Origin of the sequence: Streptomyces sp. NBC_00249 (assembly GCF_026342355.1) — a bacterium.
Lineage (GTDB): Bacteria > Actinomycetota > Actinomycetes > Streptomycetales > Streptomycetaceae > Streptomyces.
Genome location: NZ_JAPEMV010000001.1, coordinates 1,910,163 through 1,931,966 on the forward strand (window position 1 = coordinate 1,910,163; position 21,804 = coordinate 1,931,966).

General features: G+C 73.0%; 17 protein-coding genes. 5 read left to right on the top strand and 12 right to left on the bottom strand.

Features of this window, described 5'->3' with window-relative positions; all coding sequences use genetic code 11:
• Positions 1–10: 10 nt before the first annotated feature.
• From OOK31_RS08405 to OOK31_RS08420, 4 genes are all read right to left on the bottom strand, one after another.
• Positions 11–1,948 carry an ABC transporter ATP-binding protein gene (locus OOK31_RS08405; protein ID WP_267011706.1) on the bottom strand — a complete coding sequence of 646 codons (1,938 nt, stop codon included), beginning with the start codon at positions 1,946–1,948 and terminating at the stop codon, positions 11–13.
• A gap of 152 nt (positions 1,949–2,100) precedes the next feature.
• Entirely contained in the window at positions 2,101–2,847 is a 747-nt protein-coding gene (locus OOK31_RS08410) for an NUDIX domain-containing protein (protein ID WP_267011707.1), read from the bottom strand.
• Positions 2,848–3,101: 254 nt separating this feature from the next.
• Positions 3,102–5,117 carry a glycogen debranching N-terminal domain-containing protein gene (locus tag OOK31_RS08415; protein ID WP_267011708.1) on the bottom strand — a complete coding sequence of 672 codons (2,016 nt, stop codon included), beginning with the start codon at positions 5,115–5,117 and terminating at the stop codon, positions 3,102–3,104.
• Positions 5,118–5,542: 425 nt separating this feature from the next.
• Positions 5,543–6,808, bottom strand: a complete 1,266-nt coding sequence (locus tag OOK31_RS08420; protein WP_267011709.1) for a DUF4192 domain-containing protein — start codon at positions 6,806–6,808, stop codon at positions 5,543–5,545.
• A gap of 149 nt (positions 6,809–6,957) precedes the next feature.
• Between OOK31_RS08420 and OOK31_RS08425 the strand changes: the two genes are divergently transcribed.
• Both OOK31_RS08425 and OOK31_RS08430 read left to right on the top strand, forming a co-directional pair.
• Positions 6,958–9,117, top strand: coding sequence for a RecQ family ATP-dependent DNA helicase (locus OOK31_RS08425; protein WP_267011710.1), 2,160 nt, complete (start codon positions 6,958–6,960; stop codon positions 9,115–9,117).
• A gap of 218 nt (positions 9,118–9,335) precedes the next feature.
• The gene (locus tag OOK31_RS08430) at positions 9,336–9,965 is read left to right on the top strand and encodes a hypothetical protein (protein ID WP_267011711.1); all 630 of its coding nucleotides are present in this window, start codon (positions 9,336–9,338) and stop codon (positions 9,963–9,965) included.
• A gap of 278 nt (positions 9,966–10,243) precedes the next feature.
• On the opposite strand, the gene OOK31_RS08435 is transcribed toward OOK31_RS08430, so the two are convergent.
• The 3 genes from OOK31_RS08435 to OOK31_RS08445 all read right to left on the bottom strand — a co-directional run bounded on the left by OOK31_RS08435 (position 10,244) and on the right by OOK31_RS08445 (position 12,403).
• Positions 10,244–10,876 (bottom strand): hypothetical protein, encoded by a 633-nt coding sequence (locus OOK31_RS08435; RefSeq protein ID WP_267011712.1) that lies wholly within the window; start codon positions 10,874–10,876, stop codon positions 10,244–10,246.
• A gap of 59 nt (positions 10,877–10,935) precedes the next feature.
• Positions 10,936–11,646, bottom strand: a complete 711-nt coding sequence (locus OOK31_RS08440) for a ribonuclease HII (RefSeq protein WP_267011713.1) — start codon at positions 11,644–11,646, stop codon at positions 10,936–10,938.
• A 151-nt stretch (positions 11,647–11,797) separates the two neighbouring features.
• Positions 11,798–12,403, bottom strand: a complete 606-nt coding sequence (locus OOK31_RS08445; RefSeq protein WP_267011714.1) for a TetR/AcrR family transcriptional regulator — start codon at positions 12,401–12,403, stop codon at positions 11,798–11,800.
• A 141-nt stretch (positions 12,404–12,544) separates the two neighbouring features.
• Between OOK31_RS08445 and OOK31_RS08450 the strand changes: the two genes are divergently transcribed.
• The 3 genes from OOK31_RS08450 (at position 12,545) to OOK31_RS08460 (ending at position 15,383) form a co-directional block, all read left to right on the top strand.
• Positions 12,545–14,101 (top strand): MFS transporter, encoded by a 1,557-nt coding sequence (locus OOK31_RS08450; RefSeq protein WP_267011715.1) that lies wholly within the window; start codon positions 12,545–12,547, stop codon positions 14,099–14,101.
• A 299-nt stretch (positions 14,102–14,400) separates the two neighbouring features.
• Positions 14,401–14,796, top strand: coding sequence for a winged helix-turn-helix domain-containing protein (locus OOK31_RS08455; protein WP_267011716.1), 396 nt, complete (start codon positions 14,401–14,403; stop codon positions 14,794–14,796).
• A 17-nt stretch (positions 14,797–14,813) separates the two neighbouring features.
• Positions 14,814–15,383, top strand: a complete 570-nt coding sequence (locus tag OOK31_RS08460) for a transposase (RefSeq protein ID WP_267011717.1) — start codon at positions 14,814–14,816, stop codon at positions 15,381–15,383.
• A gap of 172 nt (positions 15,384–15,555) precedes the next feature.
• On the opposite strand, the gene OOK31_RS08465 is transcribed toward OOK31_RS08460, so the two are convergent.
• The 5 genes from OOK31_RS08465 to OOK31_RS08485 form a co-directional block, all read right to left on the bottom strand.
• Positions 15,556–16,470: an ADP-ribosylglycohydrolase family protein gene (locus OOK31_RS08465; RefSeq protein ID WP_267011718.1), complete on the bottom strand. Its 915-nt coding sequence runs from the start codon at positions 16,468–16,470 to the stop codon at positions 15,556–15,558.
• An 11-nt stretch (positions 16,471–16,481) separates the two neighbouring features.
• On the bottom strand, positions 16,482–17,141 hold the full coding sequence (locus OOK31_RS08470) for a histidine phosphatase family protein (RefSeq protein ID WP_267011719.1): 660 nt from the start codon (positions 17,139–17,141) through the stop codon (positions 16,482–16,484).
• A 72-nt stretch (positions 17,142–17,213) separates the two neighbouring features.
• Positions 17,214–17,819: a YdbC family protein gene (locus OOK31_RS08475; RefSeq protein WP_267011720.1), complete on the bottom strand. Its 606-nt coding sequence runs from the start codon at positions 17,817–17,819 to the stop codon at positions 17,214–17,216.
• A 32-nt stretch (positions 17,820–17,851) separates the two neighbouring features.
• Entirely contained in the window at positions 17,852–18,691 is an 840-nt protein-coding gene (locus OOK31_RS08480; RefSeq protein WP_267011721.1) for an arylamine N-acetyltransferase, read from the bottom strand.
• A gap of 146 nt (positions 18,692–18,837) precedes the next feature.
• Positions 18,838–21,723: a vitamin B12-dependent ribonucleotide reductase gene (locus OOK31_RS08485; RefSeq protein ID WP_267011722.1), complete on the bottom strand. Its 2,886-nt coding sequence runs from the start codon at positions 21,721–21,723 to the stop codon at positions 18,838–18,840.
• Positions 21,724–21,804: the final 81 nt, after the last annotated feature.

Consider the following 21,804-nt stretch of genomic DNA (forward strand, 5'->3'; position numbering starts at 1 on the left):
ACCGGAACGATCACCAACGGACGCGGCCGCGCAGTCCTGTGAACCCATAGGCGCACAACAGGACCATCAGCGACAACACCAGCGCGGTGCCGACGGGTTGGGCCATCACCCGAAGGGCTCCCAGGACCAGCCGGTCCGCCTCCGGGGGCCACTGCGACCAGGTCAGGCCGCGCAGCCGGGCGACGATGCCGGTCACCGGGTACGCGGACGGCCCGTCCAGCACCTTGCGCACCAGCGGAACCACCAGCACCGGCACGGCGACCACTGCGGCCAGCCCCGCCGAGGCGGACCGGAACACCCCGGAGGCCAGCACCCCGGCCCAGGCACAGCCGACCAGCAGCCCGGCCCAACTCGCGGCCGGGGAGAGCCACTCTGCCGGGGCGCGCAGGGGGCCGGCGCCGAAGACGAGCCGGAGCGCCGCGGCGTCGGCGGTGACGGCGAGGGCGCCGAGGGTCAGGGCGAGCGCGGCGCAGACCCCGAGCTTGGCGAAGAGCAGCCCCATGCGGCGTGGCACGGTGCCCCGGTCGGCGGCCAGGGCGGGGTAGCGGTACTCCTCGCCGAAGGCCAGGGCGCCGAGCAGACCGGCGCCGAGCGCGGCCGGAGGCAACGGCAGCAGCTCCGGCCACGCGGCGAGCACCCGGTTCCGCGGGGTGTGTCCGGCCCGGGCGAGGACCAGGGCGGTGACGGCGGAGACGATGACGACGAGCGCCGCGGTGAGGAGCGGGGTGGCGGTACCGAAGACGCGCAGCAGCTCGTAGCGCAGCGGCCGCAGCGGGCCGCCGACCCGGCGGACCGGCGAGGCGGGCCTCCCGGAACGGGCGCGACGGGCCCGCCGGGCCGCACCCCGGCCGTCGGCCGCCTCCGGCTGCGGCTGCGGCTGCGGCTCCGGCTCCGCCGGGAAGGCGGTGGGCGGGAGGCCGGGCAGGACGCCCGCGCCCGGTGCCGCGCCGGGGCGCGGCTCGAGATGGGTCGAGCCGGCCGCGCTGCGGACCTGGGCCACGGCTTCGACGCGGGCCTCCGCGCGCGCGGCGCCTCCCGCCCCGGTGCGGGCCTGCGGGACGGGCGGGACCGGCGCTCCGGCGTCGCCGGTCTCGTCGGCGAGCTGATGGACGAGCACGCCGTTGCGGAACGCGGCCTCGCCGACCTCGGCGCAGTTGCTGCCGTACACCGAGAGGCGGCTGCCGCTCTCCTCGACGATCTCCACCACCCGCTGGGCGGCACGGGCCTCACGGCCCAGTACGTCGGCCAGCCGGGCCGCGTGCGGGGTGCGCACGGCGACGCGCGGCCGAAGGCGGGTGCGGGCGAAGTCGGCGACGTCCTGGTCGGCGACGAGGCGGCCCGAGGCGATGGAGACGACCCGGTCGGCGCTGCGGGCCGCCTCCTTGGCGTCGTCGGTCGTGAAGAGCACCGCGCCGCCGAGGGAGGCGTGCCCGCGCAGCAGCCCGTACAGCCAGGCGCGTTCCCGGGCGGGGAGTCCGGCGGCCGGCTCGTCGAGGAGCAGGGTGCACGGGTCGGCGAGCAGGGCGGCGGCCAGTCCGACCCGGCGGTCCATGCCGGCCGACAGCGAGCCGAGGCGCTGGTCGCGCAGTCCGCCGATGCCGACGACCTCCATCATGGCGTCCGCCCGGGAGGCCGGTACGCCGACGGCGGCGCACAGCATGCGCAGCTGGTTGCGGACCGTCCGGGACGGGTGCCCTGGGACGTCGCCGAGGAGGACGCCGACCTCGCGGCCGGGATGTGCGATCCGGTGCAGCGGGCGGCCGCGGAAGTAGGCGACGCCTCGGCCCGGTTCGAGTTCGAGCATGAGCCGCAGCGCGGTGGTCTTGCCCGAACCCGGCTCGCCGAGCAGGGCGGTCACGCACCCGGGGCGGGCCTCGAACGTGAGGTCGTCCACGAGGGGCGGGAGGTTTCGACGGGGGGTGCTGGTGAGTCCGATGGCCTGGAGCATCGCTTCTCTCGCGGGGGGTGAGACCGCTCTGCGGCAGGGTGTGTACCGCAAGCAAGATAACGCGATATGTCCGATTTTCGACGTAACCGGCCCGGCCGGGTGTCGGCATTGCGTCCGCCGGGCCCCGGGGCAGGGGTGCGGCCTCGGGAGGGTCAGACCTCCGGGCGCAGCATCGGCGGGTTGAGCAGGGTCGCCCCGCCGGCCCGGAACAGCTGGGCGGGCCTGCCGCCCTGACGGGTCGTCGTCCCTCCGGCCGGCACCAGGAACCCGGGGGTGCCGGTGACCTTGCGGTGGAAGTTGCGCGGGTCGAGCGCCACGCCCCACACCGCCTCGTACACGCGGCGCAGCTCGCCGACGGTGAACTCGGGCGGGCAGAAGGCCGTCGCCAGGGAGGAGTACTCGATCTTCGAGCGGGCCCGCTCCACGCCGTCGGCAAGGATCCGCTCGTGGTCGAAGGCGAGTCCGGCGGAGGCCTGGTCGGGGACCTCCAGGAGTTCGTCGACGGGGGCCCAGCGGGCACTGTTGGCGTCGCCGCCGGCCCGGGGCGCGGGGAGGTCCGGGGCGAGGACCAGGTGCGCCACGCTGACCACCCGCATCCGCGGGTCCCGCTCGGGATCCCCGTACGTGGCGAGCTGTTCGAGGTGCGCGCCGTTGTCCACGCCGGGTACGGCCGGGTCGTGGGCGCACAGGCCCGTCTCCTCGGCGAGTTCCCTGGCAGCGGCCGCCCCCAGGTCCTCGTCTCCGCGGACGAAGCCGCCGGGCAGCGCCCAGCGCCCCTGGAACGGCTGCTCACCTCTTCGCACGACCAGCGCGCAGAGCGCGTGGCGCCGCACGGTGAGCACGACCAGGTCGACGGTGACGGCGAAGGGCGGAAAGGCCGACGGGTCGTAGGGCGACATGCCGCGATCATAGTCGTCTCCCTGACGATAAACAGAGCTTTGGTGATCCTGAAGACGGTGATCTGGAACCCAGCCCGTACGGCGGTACACGCCCTAGCGCTGTGACCGGAAAGGTTCACCGTGTCACGGCGCCCGGCACGGCACCTCGCCGCGTTGTCGGACCACCCGAGTACGTCCAGTACAAGCGGCGGCCCTCCGCCTTGCGAGGCACCGCACCGGACACCGCGACCCGGCAAACCTTTCCGGCCACAGCACTAGCCACCCAGTTGGAGCGCACCGGCAGCCTCCTCCACCATGCCGACCCCGAGCCGGCTGATCCGGACGGCGAACGGTTCCCCCGACACCCGCAGGTCCGCGAAGCGCAGGGCGCCGAGGGGGGCGCCCGCCCGGGGGGTCACGGCGACCGTCGCCGCCGGTGCGTCGGGGCGGATCCCGGCGAGGGCGGTGAGGGCGTGGATCCCGGCGGCGGCGGCCACCGCCGCGGGCCGGCAGGCGGTCGGGTGCGGGAGCGGGGCGCTGCCGGCGGTGCGCTGGTGCGCCGCGTACATCTCCGGCAGCCGGTAGCCGAAGGATTCCGCGGCGTCCAGCAAGCCCCGCAGCAGCCCGGCGGCCTCCTTCTCGAAACCGGCCTGGGCGAGCCCGGCCACCGCCACCGCGCTCTCGTGGGCCCGGACGGCACCGGAGCGGTGTCCGAAGGGGTTGTGGCCCGGTTCGCGGGCCGCCATGCTCCGCAGGCCCCATCCGGAATCCATGGCCGGGGATCCGAGGAGCCGGGCGAGCTGCTCGGTGCGGATCCGGTCCAGCAGCCCGGGGGCGAGCCGGCCGCCGCCCAGCAGTCCGGTGTCCAGCAGGTGCGCGGCGGCGCCGGTCAGCCGGGGCAGCGGCCGTCCGTCGGGGTGCAGGGCGGCGGCGGGCCGGCCCCCGTCCGGGCCGTCGATCCAGAACCGGGCCCGGAACCGCTCCCCCAGCGCGGCCGCCCACTCCCGCCACTCCCCTGCTCCGGGCCGGCCGCATCCGTCGAGCAGGTCGGCGCCGAGCAGTGCGGCCCGGTGGGCGTGGGCCTGGGTCTCGCAGCGCCGCGGCCCGGGGTCGGGGTCGGCGAGGAACCCGTCCTGGCCCAGAGCCCCGCGCAGCCAGTCCAGGCAGCGCTCGGCGGCGGGCAGCAGCCGGGCCAGCTCCTCCTCCGGCATCCCCCACCGCCGGGCCTCGGCGAGCACGGCCGGGAAGCCGAGGGTGGCTTCGGTCCCGGTACACCCGGGCGGCAGCTGCGCCCCGGCGGCGCGCAGCGGCCCGGGAATCTTCCCCGCGTCGGGACCACGCCCCCCGGTCTGACCGCGGGCCAGCGTCCGCAGCGTGGCGGCGGCCAGCCCGGTGCCGAGCGGCAGTGCCATCCGCGCGGCCCACAGCGACTCTGCCGGTGCCAGCCCGAGCCGCCACGGAACTCCCGCCGCCGCGAAGGCGTCGCCGGGTGACTCCGGGTCCCGCAGGAGCAGCGCGCGCAGATCCTCGACGCTGGTCCGCAGCCACACGTCGACCCTGGGGTCGTCCCCTTCGGCGCGGGCCGCCGCCAGTGGGTTCGCGACCTGCCCGGCGGGAGCCCGCACCGTACGGTCGCGGGTGGTCCGCAGCTCGATGCTGCGGGACTCTCCGGGCGCCAGTTCGAGCTCCCAGCGCAGCAGGCCGGCCGAGGCGAGGGCGTCGTCGGGGGCCGGGTCGGCGGTGGTGACGGCGTGGGCCTCCCCGGCGCTCCAGCGGAGCCCGCCGGCGTGCACCCCGGCGGCGAGCTCGGGCCCGGCCCGGCCTGCCGCGACGGCGGCCAGTTCGGCCAGGTCGGTGCCGAGGGCGACCTCTACGGGGAGCCGTAGGGGCCGTGCGGCGAAGCTGCGCAGGGTGATGCGTTCGGTGCCGTCGGCGTGGCGGATCCGCTCCACCCCGATGTCGGGGTCGGGCCCGGCCTCGACCCCGGTGCGGACGGTGGAGGTGAAGGCGGCCCGGTCGGCTCCGAGGCTGCGGCCCTGGACGGCGACGGGGTCCCGCCCGCCGACGCGCAGCACGCAGCGGGACAGCAGCCTCCTCCCGGACCGGTAGATCCCGTCGACCCCGCGCCCGGTCAGCTGACCGTGCTCGGGCGAGATGACGAGGCCGGGCGCGGAGACACAGATGACGGAGCCGTGCACCGGCGGCAGCTCGGCCCACCGCACGGGCGGCCCCGGGACCGGGGCCGGGGCCGGGGCCGCCTGCCCGTGCGAGCCCTCCGCCGGCCGGCCCATGCCCTCCGAAGCCGGCCCGGGCCGGACATCACGCCCCCCGGGCACGAGCACCCGAGCGGCCCCTTGCGCCGCGCCGGCGTCCACGGTGCCTGGCGGACGGGTCGCGGCAGCGGCACCGGGCAGATGGGCCGCGGAGGCAGCCCCCGGCGGGTGGGCCGTAGGGGCCGTGTCGGGCGGGTCGGTCTCGGGGACCGCGGGTACGGGGGGAGCCATGTGTCGCCTTGTCTGCGCTCCGGCCATGTCGGCTGGGCGGCGGCGTGGCCGGGCCCCCGCCACCCTCCAGCTGAACGCCCCCGCCCCCGCCCGGGTCACGGGCCCCGGGGGCGGCTGCCCGTACCCTGCGGCGCGCCGTCGCCGCAGGGTCGCGCCCGCCGCGCTCCAGAGCCGCTGCGCGCAGCTGCTCCGGCCGGGGGCCCGGCGGGGGCTCACTGGTCGCTCCCCTCGGTGCGCCGGGCGCTGCGGCGGCGCTGGCCGGTGGCCTTGCGGCCGGGTGGGCGGGTGGCTCCGGAGGGCCGCCTGCGGCTCGGTTCGCGGCGTCGGCGTTCCTCCCGCAGGCACTGCCGCAGCCCTTCGGGGTCGATGCCCTCATTGCAGGCGTGGTGGAGCAGCTGGGCGAAGCGGTAATCGGCGTCCGCCCGCAGCGCCAGCCCCAGCGCGATCCGGGCGGTCGGCTCGTCCCCGCAGGACCAGGAGACCCAGCCGGCGAGGGTGAGCGGGGCCGCCGCGTGCTCCCCGTAGGCCCCGACGCAGCGCCGGGCCAGCGCCCGCCACAGCCTGAGGGCCGGGGCGGCTTCGTCGTCCTCCATCCACTCGGCGGCGATGTCGCGGGTCTCGCGGTCCTGAAGCCCGAGGATCACGGCGGCGGCCTCCTCGTGGCCGAGCAGCGCGTCGTCCCAGTCGTCGGCGTGGGGTCCGCCTTCCGCGGGTGGGGCGAGGGTCATGCGCCGCATGAGGGTCCTGGCGAGAGTGAGGGTCTCGGCGCGGACCTGTTCGCGGGTGGCCCCGTCGAGGATCTTCGGCACGAGCGCGGCGGCCGCCCGTTCCAGGGCTTCTTCCTGGTCGGCGGCCCAGACCCCGCGAAGCGGCGTGAGCCGGCCCTCGATCTCCTTCAGTGAGCCCCGGACCTGGAGCCCTGCGAACGTGGCCGCCGCGGCCATCACGGAGGTGCCGGGAGCGGCCAGGGGGTTTCCCTCGGCCGGGCAGCAGTCGCCGTCGGGGCACGTGTACGACCAGTAGCGGCCGCCGGACAGGCACAGCGCCTCCAGGACGGGGACGTCCAGGGCGCCGCAGGCCATCCGCAGCCGCTGGGCGAGCGGCCGGAGCCGGGTCATCACCCGCTGCCCGCTCTCCCCGTCGCGCGGGTCCTGGCAGAGGAAGGCCACGATGCCGTCGGGCTTGCCGCCACGCCGCTCGCTGCCCCGGATGAGGCATTCGGCGACCTGCCGGGCGGTGTCCTCCCATTCGGCGGGCGTGGTGGGGATCCCGACGCGGAGCCGGCCTCCGAAGCGGCCGCCCTCGCCGTGCACGGCGACGAGGATGAGGGAGTCGGTGGGATGGAAGCCGAGCATGTAGGGCAGCGCGTCGGCCAGTTCGGCCGGGCTGCGCAGGGTGATCTGGGGTTCGCCGGCGGATCCGGACGGGCTGATGGACGGTCGGCCGGACGGGCTGCGTGATTCGTGGTTCGTCGTCATGTCTCGACGGTCCCGTGCGTGATCCGATCACGAAACCCCTGTGGATAACTTCCGGGGCACCCCCGGATCCCGCTTCTTCAAGCCTTCAACATCCACAGGCTTCAGGGCGTCATTGGCGCGATGTCGGAGGCATCGGGTTGCATGGGGGCATGAACGCAGACCTGAGGTCCTCGGCCGATTCCGTCCTCGCCCGGCTCGTGGGCGACCCCACGGGCACCGCTCGGCTGCGCGAGGACCAGTGGACCGCGATCGAGGCCCTCGTCGCCCACAAGCGGCGCGCGCTGGTGGTCCAGCGCACGGGCTGGGGCAAGTCCGCCGTGTACTTCGTCGCCACGTCCCTGCTGCGGGCGGGCGGCGCCGGACCGACCGTCATCGTCTCCCCGCTGCTCGCGCTGATGCGCAACCAGGTCGAGGCGGCGGCCAGGGCCGGGATCCGCGCCCGCACCATCAATTCCGCCAATCCGGAGGAGTGGGAGGGCATCCAGGCCGAGGTCGCCGCAGGCGAGGTCGACGTCCTGCTGGTCAGTCCGGAGCGGCTCAACAACCCGGACTTCCGTGACCAGGTGCTCCCCAAGCTGTCGGCGGCGACCGGCCTGCTCGTGGTCGACGAGGCGCACTGCATCTCCGACTGGGGGCACGACTTCCGGCCCGACTACCGCCGGCTGCGCACCATGCTGGCCGATCTGCCGCCCGGCGTCCCGGTCCTGGCGACCACCGCCACCGCCAACGCCCGTGTGACGGCCGACGTCGCCGAACAGCTGGGCACCGGGGCGGGCACGGACGCGCTGGTGCTGCGCGGGCCCCTGGACCGGGAGAGCCTGAGCCTGGCCGTCCTGACGCTGCCCGACGCCGCGCACCGCCTGGCCTGGCTCGCCGACCACCTCGCGGACCTGCCCGGCTCGGGAATCATCTACACGCTGACGGTGGCCGCCGCCGAGGAGGTGACCGCCTACCTGCGACACCGCGGGCACACGGTGTCGTCCTACACGGGCAAGACCGAGAACGCGGACCGTGAGCAGGCGGAGAACGACCTCCAGGCCAACCGGGTCAAGGCCCTGGTGGCCACCTCGGCCCTCGGAATGGGCTTCGACAAGCCGGACCTGGGCTTCGTGGTGCACCTCGGTTCACCCTCCTCCCCCATCGCCTACTACCAGCAGGTCGGCCGCGCCGGCCGTGGTGTGGAGCACGCGGAGGTACTGCTGCTGCCGGGCCGTGAGGACGAGGCGATCTGGCAGTACTTCGCCTCCGTGGCCTTCCCCCCGGAGGAGCAGGTGCGCCGCACCCTGGACGTCCTGGCCCAGGCGGGCCGGCCGATGTCGCTGCCCGCCCTGGAGCCCCTGGTCGACCTGCGCCGGACCCGGCTCGAAACGATGCTCAAGGTGCTCGACGTGGACGGCGCCGTCCACCGCGTCAAGGGCGGCTGGACCTCTACGGGGGAGCCCTGGGCGTACGACGCCGAGCGGTACGCCTGGGTCGCCCGGCAGCGGTCCGCCGAGCAGCAGGCGATGCGGGACTACGCCGCCTCCACCGCGTGCCGCATGGAGTTCCTGCGCCGCCAGCTCGACGACGAGGAGGCCGCGCCCTGCGGCCGCTGCGACAACTGCGCCGGGGCCCGTTTCACCGCGGACGTCTCCACCGCCGCCCTGGACACCGCCCGGGGCGAGCTGGGCCGTCCCGGTGTGGAGCTGGAGCCGCGCAGGATGTGGCCGACGGGGCTCGTGGCGGTGGGCGTGGACCTCAAGGGCCGGATCCCGGCCGGGGAACAGGCCTCGACGGGCCGGGCCCTGGGCAGGCTGTCCGACATCGGCTGGGGCAACCGGCTGCGGCCGATGCTCGCCCGGCAGTCGCCCGACCAGGCCGTTCCGGACGATGTGACGCAGGCCGTGGTGGCCGTGATGGCCGACTGGGCCCGGGGTCCGGGCGGCTGGGCCTCGGGGGCCGCGGACGCTCCCGCCCGGCCCGTGGGCGTGGTCGCGCTGCCCTCGCGGAGCCGGCCGCAGCTGGTCGGCTCGCTGGCCGCCCGGATCGCGGAGGTCGGCCGCATGCCGCTGCTCGGAGTATTGGAGTACACCGGTCAGGCACCGGAGTTCGGGCTGCCGTCCTCGAACAGCGCCCAGCGGGTCCGGGCGCTCCACCAGGCCTTGACCGTGCCCCCGGCGCTGGCGGCCACCCTGGCTGAGGTCTCGGGCCCGGTGCTCCTCGTCGACGACCGCTCGGAGAGCGGCTGGACCCTCGCGGTGGCCGCCCGGCTGCTGCGGCGGGCGGGTGCGAAGGGTGTGTTTCCGCTGGTGCTCGCGCTCCAGCCGTAGCGGAATGCGTCATCTTCGGCCTGGCGGGGCAAGGATATGAACGGCATACCGGCGAATTCCGGTCTGCGGCCTCAAATGCTCATTGCCCCACCCTCGCGGGCCACGCGAGAATCGGGAGTGCTCCCGCGCGGCTCTTCGGCACTCTCCAGGGCCGTGTCGTGGCGCGCGCCCGCACCCCAGCCGTGCCCGTTCCCGGGCGAGTACCCGAAGGGAGGACCGTGACCTTCGGATTCGCCCCGCCTTCGACCACGACCCTGACAACGGCCACCGGCGGCGCCAGCCGGCACGGCAGACTGCTCGAACCCGCCGAGTGGACGGCTGCGGGAATCCCCTTGCTGACCAATCCGCGCGAGGTGGTCGGCGGGCTGCACTCCCGGCACAGCCCGGTACCGTCCACGGCCGTCATAGCCGTGCTGGGTCCCGATGAGAGACTCGTGGCCAGTGCGTCGTTCGCGCAGAGGTCGGTCTCGGCCGACGGCTGGGAGTACCGCAACGCGCTGTTGTCCCGGCTGCGCCGGATCATCCCGCACGACCTGCGGCGACGGACCCCGGTCAGGACGGCGGTGCTGATGTACTGCCGCGACGGCGACGAGCGGTGGACCGAGGAGGACGGCGCCTGGATGTGGGGGCTGCGGGACGCCTGCACCCTGCACGGCCTGCGCTGCGGCGCGTACATCACTCTGACGCGCGGCGGCTGGCAGGTGCTCGGCGAGGGCAGGGGCGGCCGGAGCCCCAGCTCGGACTCCCGGCCCGAGCACCTCGGGTCCATAACGGCCGAGGTCACACCGCTGACCCTGCGCACCGGTGGTGGCGCCGCGGAGGCCCTGCGCCGCACCGCGGCCCGCTGAGGACGCGCACCGCCGAAGCCGCACCGCCCGCACACCACGCGCCCGGGCTGTTCCACGTACCCGTCCGTCCGCCACGCATCGGCCACCACGTGCGCGGCCTGCCGGAACCACGGTCCGGCCCCGGCGCCCGTGCCGCGCGGGGGCACGGCACGGCACAGCGCCGCGGACAGCCTTCACGGCCGCACTCCCGCGAAGGGCGTACGGCTGGTCGGGCCTCGGACTTCAGCGGGGCCGGCACCGGGCCCGCCCCGCCCCTGGCCCGTGCGGGGTACGGGGCGTCAGACGCCCGTGCCCAGCACGGAGTTGATCTGCTGTACGTCGCCGCACACGATCAGCAGCGCACCGGCCCGCGAGAGCGCGACCGGCAGTGCGGCGGTGATCGTCCCGGCCGGTCCGCCGTTGGCGGCGAAGACCACGACGGGACGGCTCGCGGCGCGCTGTACGTGCGCCGCGTCCGCGTAGAAGACGTCGTCCCCGGCGTCGTGCTGGGCCCAGTAGGGGGCCTCGCCGAAGGACAGTTCGTGCGCGGCCCACGGGTGCGGGTCGCCGGTGGTGAGGACGAGGATGTCGCCGGGCGCGCGCCCGGTGTCGAGCAGCAGGTCCACGGCCTCCTCGGCCGCGTCCAGCGCACCCTCGGCGGATGCCGGGATCAGCTGGACCTGCGGCACCGCCGCCGAGACGGACGGCGCGGTGGGGGCTGCGGGAACGGGTCCGGGGGTGGCCTGTGCCGCGCGCTGCGCGGGCGGGGCGGGCCGGACAGGACCGGGGCGTCCGGGCCGGGGTACGGCTGCGGGACGCGGACCAGGTACGGGGCGGGGGGTCTGCGCGGTGCGGCTCGCGACCGGCGTGACGCGGGGACCCTGGGCACTCTCGTGAATCTGAGGCTCCTCGATGGCGGGGGTGAGAGGCATGAGTTGATATCTATCAAACACCGGTACGAAACGTACCGGTGGGTGGCACGTGGGTGCGATCAGAAATCGAAGCCGAGTTGGCCTCCGTTTTCCAGCTCCACCGATTCCTCGCTCCGGCGCACCTTCTTCAAGTGCCGCCACTGGGGCAGCGCGTCGAGGTACGACCACGAGAGCCGGTGGTACGCGGTGGGCCCGCGGACCTCCAGGGCGGCCCGGTGCACGGGCGAGGGATAGCCGGCGTTGGCGGCGAAAGCGAAGTCCTCTATTCCGTCGCCCTGTTCGCCGAGTTCGGCCATCATCCGGTCGCGGCGGACCTTGGCGATCACCGAGGCCGCGGCGACGGCGACGCAGGACTGGTCGCCCTTGATCACCGTTCGGACCTGCCACGGCGGGCCGAGGTAGTCGTGCTTGCCGTCGAGGATCACCGCGTCGGGCCGCACCGGAAGGGCCTCCAGCGCGCGCACCGCCGCGAGCCGCAGGGCGGCCGTCATCCCCAGCTCGTCGATCTCCTCGGGAGAGGCGTGCCCGAGCGCGTGGGCGGTGACCCAGTCCTCCAGGACGTCGAGCAGCGCGTCGCGTCGCTTGGGGGTGAGCAGTTTGGAGTCGGTGAGTCCCGCGGGCGGCCGGCGCAGTCCGGTGACCGCCGCGCAGACGGTGACGGGACCGGCCCAGGCCCCTCGTCCGACCTCGTCGACCCCGGCGATGACCTTGGCGCCGGTGGTTGCACGGAGGGAGCGCTCGACGGTGTGGGTGGGTGCTTCGTACGGCATGGCGCCAGCAAGGTTACGCCGCCCGGAGCCGCCTGCACACCCCGGCCTGCGGCAAGCGTGGTCCGGGCGGGCCCACGGGCCCCGGAGCGGGCTCCGGGCCGGGGCCGGGACCAGGCTTCGGGGCGGGCCGTGCACCCGGCGTACGGTCGGCTCAGGCCCGGAGCATCGGCACCATCACCCGGTCGATCATCTCGACGATCTCCGCGTCCGGCCATTCGCTCCCGCACACCTTGGCGCGGTACATCATCATCGCCGGAATCACGTCGACGACGAGCGGACTCATCGCATCCGCCCGCACGTCCCCCCGCTCGATTCCGCGCTGCACCAGCTCCCGGATCAGCTCGTGGGCCGGTTCGTGCAGCCCGTTCCAGATGACCCCACGGAACCGGTCGGCATGGACGTGATCGCATTCGTGAAGGACGGCCCGCAGCGCGACACCCGCCCGAGAGCGCATGACGTCAAGCATCCGCACACACAGCCGGCGGAGGTCTTCGCGGACCGATCCCTGGTCCGGGATCTCCCCCAGCGCGGGCAGCCCCGCCCGCAGCACCTCGGCGACCAGGTCCGCCTTCGAGGGCCAGCGCCGGTAGAGGGCCGCCTTGCCCGTGCGCGCCCCGGCCGCGACGCCCTCCATCGTGAGGGCGTTCCAGCCGACCGTGCTGAGTTGTTCCAGGGCGGCGTCCAGAATCGCCCGTTCGAGCTCCGGCCCCCGCCTGCGCCCCGGCGCCGCCCCCGCCGACCAGCGCGAACCCGTCATGCTCCATACCTCCGACCGGGCCGTGCGTCCGTCGCACGTATTTTCAGCCCTAGTGAACGCTTGCGTTCCCTACGAGCGGACTCCTACCGTGGTCCCGCAGTGAACGGATGCGTTCACTATTTCACTTCGGGGGGATCGACAGTGACAAGCACTCAACTCGCCACTCCTCGGATACCGGGGGCCGCCCGACGGCCCGGGCGCCCAGGCGTGGCACTCGCCGTCATCGCGGCCTGCCAGCTGATGGTCGTACTCGACGCGACGATCGTGAACATCGCGCTCCCGCACATCCAGACCTCACTCGACTTCTCCACCACCGACCTCTCCTGGGTGCTCAGCGCCTACACCCTCACCTTCGGCGGCCTCCTGCTGCTCGGCGGCCGGGCCGGCGACATCCTCGGCAGGCGCCGCGTCTTCCTGACCGGAATCCTGCTCTTCACCCTGGCCTCCCTCCTCGGCGGCTTCGCCCAGGAGCCCTGGCAACTGCTGGCCGCCCGCGCGCTCCAGGGAGTCGGCGGCGCGATCGCCTCGCCGACCTCGCTCGCGCTGATCACGACCACCTTCGCCGAAGGCCCCGAGCGGAACCGGGCGTTCGGGGTGTTCGCCGCCGTCTCGGCGGGCGGCGGCGCCATCGGGCTGCTGACCGGCGGCATGCTCACCGAATGGCTCGACTGGCGCTGGGTCCTCTTCGTCAACGTCCCCATCGGCCTGCTGATCGCGGTCCTGACCCCGCTCTACATCAGCGAGTCGGAGCGCCACCCCGGCCGCTTCGACCTCGCCGGGGCGCTCACCTCCACCGGCGGCATGGCCACGCTCGTCTACGGGTTCATCCGCGCGTCCGAGGACGGCTGGCGGGACTCCCTCACCATCGGCTCGTTCGTGGCCGCCGTCGTCCTGCTGGGCCTGTTCGTGGTCATCGAGTCCCGGGCCGCCGAACCGATCGTCCCGCTGCGGATGTTCGCCGACCGCAACCGGGCCGGCACGTACGTGATCATGCTCGGCCTCGCCGCCGCCATGTTCGGCATGTTCTTCTTCATCGTCCAGTTCGTGCAGAACGTGCTGGGCTTCTCGCCCATCCGGGCCGGGCTCGGCTTCCTGCCGGTGACCGCCGCCATCGTCACCGCCGCCGGCCTCTCGCAGCGCTTCCTGCCCCGCTTCGGCCCGAAGCCGTTCATGGTCCTCGGATCGGCGCTCACCGGAAGCGGACTGGCCTGGCTGTCCTTCATCCGCACCGACAGCTCGTACCTCTCCGGCGTCCTCGGCCCGATGCTGCTGTTCGGCTTCGGCATGGGCCTCAACTTCGTGACCCTCACCCTCACGGCCGTCTCCGGCGTGGCCCCGAGGGAGGCCGGCGCGGCCTCCGGGCTGCTCAACGCCAGCCAGCAGGTCGGCGGCTCGCTCGGCCTGTCCATCCTGGTCACGGTGTTCGGGACGGCGAGCCGTCACGAGGCCGAGCGGCAGATACCCGCCTTCATCGGCGCACAGACCGGCGACCAGCAGCAGGTGACGTTCCCGGACCCCACCCGGCTTCCGGACCCCTGGGGAGACCTCGTCCTCACCCACGGCATCTCGACGGCCTTCACGGCGGCCGTCGCCATGGCAGGACTGGCCCTGGCCACGGCGCTCCTGGTGATCCGGGTGCGCAGGAGCGACCTGGAGGCCCTCAACGGAACCGCCGCCAAGGCGGGCCCGGCGGCCTGACCGCTCCTGCACCCCTACAAGGGCCCGGGCGCCCGGAGTCACACCGCGCGCGCCCGGGCCCCCGTACGGCACTTCCGCACCGAACCGGCGCGGGCCGGGCAGGATCCGGAAGGGGCGTCCTACTGATCTTTTCGTAAGTTCGGTGGGTGTGGTGGCGGTGCGGGTGGGAAGCTGTCGGGGTGTCTTATCAACCTTCGCCCTCTGCGGCCGGCGCCTTCCTTCCTCCGTTGCCGCGGCCTCAGTTGGCGGAGGCGCGTCGTGTTCGGGCGGTCGAGTTATTTGAGGACGGTGTCTCGAATGTGGAGATTGCGCGGGCGGTGGGGGTGTGTGCGGAGAGCGTGCGGCGATGGCGGCGGGCGTGGGAGGAAGGTGGTGCTTCGGCCCTGCGGCGGCGTGCGGCCACCGGTCGTCCGCCCAAGCTGGACGACGCCCAGGTCGAGACTGTCCGGGCCGCGTTGATGCGAGGAGCCCAGGCTCATGGGTTCGAGGCCGACCTGTGGACCCTGGAGCGAGTCGGTGCCGTCGTGGAGCAGGTGACGGGAGTGGTGCTGTCGAGGGCGTCGGTGTGGCGGCTGCTGACCGGCCGGCTCGGATGGAGTCTGCAGCGGCCCGAGCGGCGGGCGGTCGAGAGGGACGAGTCGGAGATCGCCCGCTGGATCGCGCATGAGTGGCCGCGGATCAAAAAGGGGCCGTGAACACACGTGCCTAGATCGTGTTCCTCGACGAATCGGGCGTCTCTCTGCTGCCTCAGATCCGCCGCACCTACTCGCCCCGAGGGCGGACTCCGCTCCTGCGGCACCGGCTGAACTGGAAGCGGGCGTCGATGGCCGGGGCCTTGGGTTACCACTCCGCCGACCCCGATCGAGGGGCCCGCCTGTGCTTCCACCTCAAGCCCGGCAGCTACGACACCACGGCCCTCATCGAGGTCCTGGAGCAGATGAAGGTGTTCTACCGCGGCGAGCGGGTGGTCCTGGTCTGGGACGGCCTTTCCGCCCATTGGAGCCGGGCGATGCGGGCCTGGGTCGCCGACCAGGACTGGCTCACCCTGGAGCGGTTACCCGCCTACGCTCCCGAGCTGAACCCGGTGGAGCTGCTGTGGTCCTCGCTCAAGAAGCGTGAACTCGCCAACCTCGCCGGCGACCACCTCGCCGACGTCGCCGACGCCACCGAACAAGGCATCCACCGCATCAACCACAACCCGCAACTGCCATGGTCTTTCCTCGCCCACACCGGCCTGACCATCCACCCACCACACCCACCGAACTTACGAAAAGATCAGTAGGGCCTGTCGTCAAACTCCCGTCGTCGCCCGGAGGGCGGCCCCGCGGCGTCTGGTGCGTGCTCTCGGCGTGCCGGGCGGAAGCCCGCGTACTGGACCGTACTCGGGCTTTCGCCCGGTGCGGCGAGAGCGCGTGCCAGGCGCCGCGGGGCAGACGGGAGTTTGACGACAGGCCCTAGGCCGCCGGCCCCGGGAGCCATGCCGGCAGGGCCTCGGTGCGCGACAGCCAGGACTGCGGCAGTACCGCGTCCCCGCGCGCCCCCAGCACGCCTCCCACGATCGCGCAGGTGGTGTCGACGTCCCCGCCGACCCCGGCCGTGGTCCAGAAGGCCCGCTCGAAGTCGTCCAGAGCCCGCGCCGCCGACCACAGCGCGAAGGGCACCGTGTCGTGAGCGCTCGTACGCCGGCCGCAGCCCAGCACCGCCGCGACGGTGGTCGCGTCGTCGTAGTCCAGCATGCCGCGCGCCCTGCGCAGGCCCGCGCCCACCGCGCTGCGCGGCACCAGCGCGATCACGCCGTCCAGCAGCTCGGCGGCGGTCGGGGCACCGGCCGGGGAGGCCGCCAGCGAGGCCGCGGCGGCGACGGCCATCGCCCCGCACACCGCCTCACGGTGCTGGTGGGTGGTGTACGCGGAGATCTCCGCCTGGTGCGTGGCCTGCTCCGGGTCGTCCGCGTACCAGGCGCCCAGCGGGGCGATGCGCATCGCGGCGCCGTTGCCCCAGGAGCCCTGCCCGTTGAACAGCTCGGCGGCCAGCGTGCGCCAGTCCTCGCCCTCGCGGACCAGCCGCAGCATCCGGTTCACGGCGGGCCCGTAGCCGCGGTCGAAGTCGTGGTGGTCGGCGAAGGAACGGGCCAGCGCGTCCTGGTCGACACGTCCGTGGGTGGCGAGCACGGCCACCACCGAGCAGGCCATCTCGGTGTCGTCGGTCCACTGCCAGGGCGAACTGCCGGCCGGCAGTTCGCGCCGCTTGAGCAGCGGGTAGTTCACGGGAACGAAGTACTGGGAGCCCAGGGCGTCCCCCAGTGCCAGCCCTCGGAGGCTGGACATGGCGCGTGCGTAGCGCGTCTCGGGAGCGGAATCAGCGGTCATCCCGCGTCACTTTAGCCGTCCAGGTCATAAGGCTCGGGTGTGGTCCACCGCTCAAACGGGCGGTCCATCCGGTACCGGCCGTCCGGACCGAGCATCAGCACGCGGTACTCGCCGTTCCCCGGGTTGGACAGCGCCTCGAACTCGGCTACCGACCAGTGGAACCAGCGCATGCAGAACAGCCGCATCGTCAGTCCGTGGGTCACCAGCAGGACGTTCTCGGGATGGTCCGGTGCCTCGAAGCTGCGGTAGAGGCTCTCCAGGAAGGAGCCGACGCGGTCGTAGACGTCCGCTCCCGATTCCCCCTGTGCGAAGCGGTAGAAGAAGTGCCCGTAGGCGTCGCGGTAGGCCTTCTGCAGCCGTACGTCGTCGCGGTCCTGCCAGTTCCCCCAGTCCTGCTCGCGCAGCCGGGGTTCCTCGCGCATCCGCACCCGGGCGGGGTCCAGGCGCAGCTCTCGGAAGGTCTGCAGGGTCCGGCGGTACGGGGAGACGTAGGCGCTGATGGTCTCGTCGCCGAAGAGCTCGCGCAGCCGGACGCCCGCCCCGGCGGCCTGTTCGCGGCCGGCTCGGGTCAGCCGCAGGGCGTGGTCGGGCTCACGCTCGTACACCGTGTCATCGGCATTGCCCTCCGATTCCCCGTGCCGGACAAGGACGATGCGCCGTGGTCGTACCATTCCACGACCCTATTCGGCCATCGGCGCGCGCACACACCGGGCACGCCGGTCGGCATGCCGAAGGTCGTACGGTCATACCGTCCAGCCGGGTTCGAGATCCACGACGTCCCCGGTCAGGGCCTCCACGTCGGCCTCGGTCTGGGCGCGCAGCGAGAGCCGCTCCACCCGCTCCTGGCGGTACTTCCCGTGCTCGGCGGCGGCCCGCCACATGGACAGGACCAGGAACTCCCGGCCGGGGGCCTCCCCGAAGAGGCCGCGGATCATCCCGGGCGAGCCCGCCATGGCCGGATTCCACACCTTTTCCTGCATCAGGGCGAAGTGGTCCACGCGCCCCTCCCGTACCCGGGTGTGGGCGACGCGGACCACGTCGGCGTCGCTGAAGCGGGGCTCGAAGCCCGTCTTCACATCGAAGCGGTGGTCGAAGAGCGTGACCCGCGCGTCCGTGAAGGTGCCGTTCTGCGCGGCCGCGAGCCGGTCGTGCGAGCGGGCCATGAAGGAGTCGTAGAAGGCACGGCTCTCCCAGAACGCGAAGACATGCGCGACCCCCTGCCTGCCCCGGCTCCAGCCACCGCCCTGCCCCCGGAATCCGGGTTCGCCGGGCAGCCCCGCCCATTTGCGCTGCCCGCGCTCGAACCCGCGTCGGTCCGTCACCGTGCAGCGAATCCACTTGACCAGCACCGCGCCATCGTACGGTCCAGGCGCGGCCCGGGTCAGTCCCCGGAGCGGTGGATCCGTACCAGTTCCGCCGCATCCCGGCCGGACAGCCGAAGCCCGAACTCCCGGTCGAGGAGGGAGAGCAGCCCGTCGGCGGCGACGGGCTCCCGCTCGGTCCGCCCGTCCGGGTACAGCCGTGTGAGCTCCCGCCCCACGAGCGCCAGCCGCACCGTGTCGCCCGGGTACTGGACGATGGCCTGCCCGACGAAGGAGGAGCGGGGGTGCGAGGAGCTGTAGTGGTTGAGCAGGACGTAGTCGACGGGGTGGTAGCGCTGCGGGGAGAAGGCGTACAGGTCCCGCCAGACCTCCCCGCGCAGGGTGCGGAGCACGAGGATGCCGTCCTCCTCCTCGTGCACGGCGTACGTCCACGCCCCCTGCCGCAGCTCGCTGCCGGGCCGCGCGAGTGGTACGGGCTCGCGCGGGCCCTGGTAGCCGAACCCGGCGTCGCACAGCCAGGGTTCGCCCCCGACGGTGACGACGAGGACGGCGTGCGTCACCGCCAGCAGGGTGTCGCCCCGGGTGCGGTTGCGGGCACCGCGCCCGGCGACCTCGAAGCCGATCCGCTCCAGGGCGGCGGCCAGCAGCGAGTTCTGCTCGTAGCAGTAGCCGCCGCGACGGCGGTGCACGAGCTTGTCCTCGATCGCCTTGAGCTCCAGCTCGACGGGGCGGCCGAGCAGGACGTCCAGGCTCTCGAAGGCGATGGCGGTGGTGTGGGCACGGTGCACCTCGTACAACGTGTCGAGGTCCGGCCGGAGTTCCCCGCCCTCCCCCACCGGTCCCGCGTATCCGATCCGCGCCAGGTACGCGTCCAGGTCCAGCTCGTCACCGCTCCACATGGCTTCCCGCTCCCCGTCGTGAGGTTCCCGGTCCGGCCGCCGGCCGGCCGGCCCCGCACAATGATCGCCGTGACCGCGCGCCGCACGCCGAAGCGGGGACCGGCACAAGGCCGGTCCCCGCTCAGTCAGCTAGGCGTGCTCGGTGATCAGCTGCAGCCGCTGGTGGAGCCGCAGCCCTCGCAGATGTAGCAGGAGCCGGCGCGCTGCATCTTCGTACCGCAGGAGAAGCAGAGCGGAGCGTCGGCGGAGACGCCCATCTGCATCTCGACCAGTTCGGCGTTGCTGTGCGCCGTCTTCGGGGCCGGGACCGGGACGACCACGACCGGCTTGGGCGCCGGGGCGGCGGCGACCGGCGCCGACTGCGCGAGGGACTCGGTGTCGAGCTCCTCCTCGAGCGGCTCGTAGGAGCCGGTGTCGAGGTGGCGCTGACGCTCCTCGGCGGAGTGGATGCCGAGGGCCGAGCGGGTCTCGAAGGGCAGGAAGTCCAGCGCCACGCGGCGGAAGATGTAGTCGACGATCGACTGCGCCATCCGCACGTCCGGGTCGTCCGTCATACCGGCCGGCTCGAAGCGCATGTTGGTGAACTTCGCGACGTACGTCTCCAGCGGGACGCCGTACTGCAGACCGACCGAGACGGCGATGGAGAAGGCGTCCATCATGCCCGCGAGGGTCGAACCCTGCTTGGACATCTTCAGGAAGACCTCGCCCAGACCGTCGTCCGGGTAGGAGTTCGCCGTCATGTAGCCCTCGGCGCCACCGACGGTGAAGGAGGTGGTGATCCCCGGGCGGCCCTTGGGGAGGCGCTTGCGGACGGGACGGTACTCGATGACCTTCTCGACCGCCGTGCGGATCGTGTCCTCGGCCTTCGCCGTGACCTCGGCCTTCTCCTCCTCCTTCTTCTTCGCGGAGAGGGGCTGGCCGACCTTGCAGTTGTCGCGGTAGATCGCGAGCGCCTTGACGCCCAGCTTCCACGCCTCGAAGTAGATCTCCTCGATCTCCTCGACGGTCGCCGTCTCCGGCATGTTGACCGTCTTCGAGATCGCGCCGGAGATCCAGGGCTGGATCGCGGCCATCATGCGGACGTGGCCCATCGCGGAGATGGAGCGCTCGCCCATCGCGCAGTCGAACACCGAGTAGTGCTCGGCCTTCAGGCCGGGGGCGTCGACGACATTGCCGTGCTCGGCGATGTGGGCGACGATCGCCTCGATCTGCTCCTCCTGGTAGCCCAGGCGGCGCAGGGCCTGCGGGACGGTGCCGTTGACGATCTGCATCGAGCCGCCGCCGACGAGCTTCTTGAACTTGACCAGGGCCAGGTCCGGCTCGACACCGGTGGTGTCGCAGGACATCGCGAGACCGATGGTGCCGGTCGGCGCGAGGACGGAGGCCTGGGAGTTGCGGAAGCCGTTCGCCTCGCCGAGGCGCAGGACGTCCTGCCAGGCCTCGGTGGCCGCGGCCCAGATGACGTTGTCCAGGTCCTCGGTGCGCGGGGCGACGGCGTTCGCGTCGGAGTGCTGCTTCATGACGCGCTTGTGCGACTCGGCGTTGCGGGCGTAGCCGTCGTACGGGCCGACGATCGCGGCCAGCTCGGCGGAGCGCTTGTACGCGGTGCCGGTCATCAGCGAGGTGATCGAGGCGGCGAGGGTGCGGCCGCCGTCGGAGTCGTACGCGTGGCCGGTGGCCATCAGCAGGGCGCCGAGGTTGGCGTAGCCGATGCCCAGCTGGCGGAAGGCGCGGGTGTTCTCGCCGATCTTCTGCGTCGGGAAGTCCGCGAAGCAGATCGAGATGTCCATCGCGGTGATGACCAGCTCGACGACCTTGGAGAAGCGCTCGGCGTCGAAGGACTGGCTGCCCTTGCCGTCGTCGTCGAGGAACTTCATCAGGTTGAGGGAGGCGAGGTTGCAGGACGTGTTGTCCAGGTGCATGTACTCGCTGCACGGGTTGGACGCGGTGATGCGGCCGGACTCGGGGCAGGTGTGCCAGTTGTTGATCACACCGTCGTACTGGATGCCCGGGTCGGCACACGCCCACGCGGCCTCGGCGAGCTTGCGGAAGAGCGCCTTGGCGTCGACCTTCTCGATGACCTCGCCGGTCATGCGGGCACGCAGGCCGAACTCGGTGCCGTTCTCGACGGCCGTCATGAACTCGTCGTTCACACGGACGGAGTTGTTGGCGTTCTGGTACTGGACGGACGTGATGTCGTCGCCGCCCAGGTCCATGTCGAAGCCCGCGTCGCGCAGGGCGCGGATCTTCTCCTCCTCCTTCACCTTGGTGGCGATGAAGTCCTCGACGTCCGGGTGGTCCACGTCCAGGACGACCATCTTGGCCGCGCGGCGGGTGGCGCCGCCCGACTTGATCGTTCCTGCGGACGCGTCGGCGCCGCGCATGAAGGAGACCGGGCCGGAGGCGTTGCCGCCGGAGGAGAGGAGCTCCTTGGAGGAGCGGATGCGGGAGAGGTTCAGGCCGGCGCCGGAGCCGCCCTTGAAAATCATGCCCTCTTCCTTGTACCAGTCGAGGATCGACTCCATGGAGTCGTCGACGGCGAGGATGAAGCAGGCGGAGACCTGCTGCGGCTGGGGCGTGCCGACGTTGAACCAGACCGGCGAGTTGAAGCTGAAGATCTGGTGCAGGAGCGCGTAGGTCAGCTCGTGCTCGAAGATCTCCGAGTCGGCCGGGGAGGAGAAGTAGCCGTGCTCGTCACCGGCCTTCGTGTAGGTCTTCACGATCCGGTCGATGAGCTGCTTCAGACCGGTCTCGCGCTGCGGGGTACCCACCGCGCCACGGAAGTACTTGCTGGTGACGATGTTGACCGCGTTCACCGACCAGAAGTCGGGGAACTCGACGCCACGCTGCTCGAAGTTGACCGAGCCGTCGCGCCAGTTGGTCATGACGACGTCACGGAGCTCCCAGCTCACCTCGTCGTACGGGTGCACGCCCGGGGTGGTGTGGATGCGCTCGATACGCAGGCCGCCCTTGGCAGCCTTGGTCCCCTTGGTACGGGAACCTCGCGCCGAGCCGCTCGCCGTCTCTGTCATGCCGCCTCCCATATGCGCCATATGCGGGCAAAAACGCCCTAAAGTGCCAGCGATATTCCGCGGCACGGTGCTGTGTGTCTT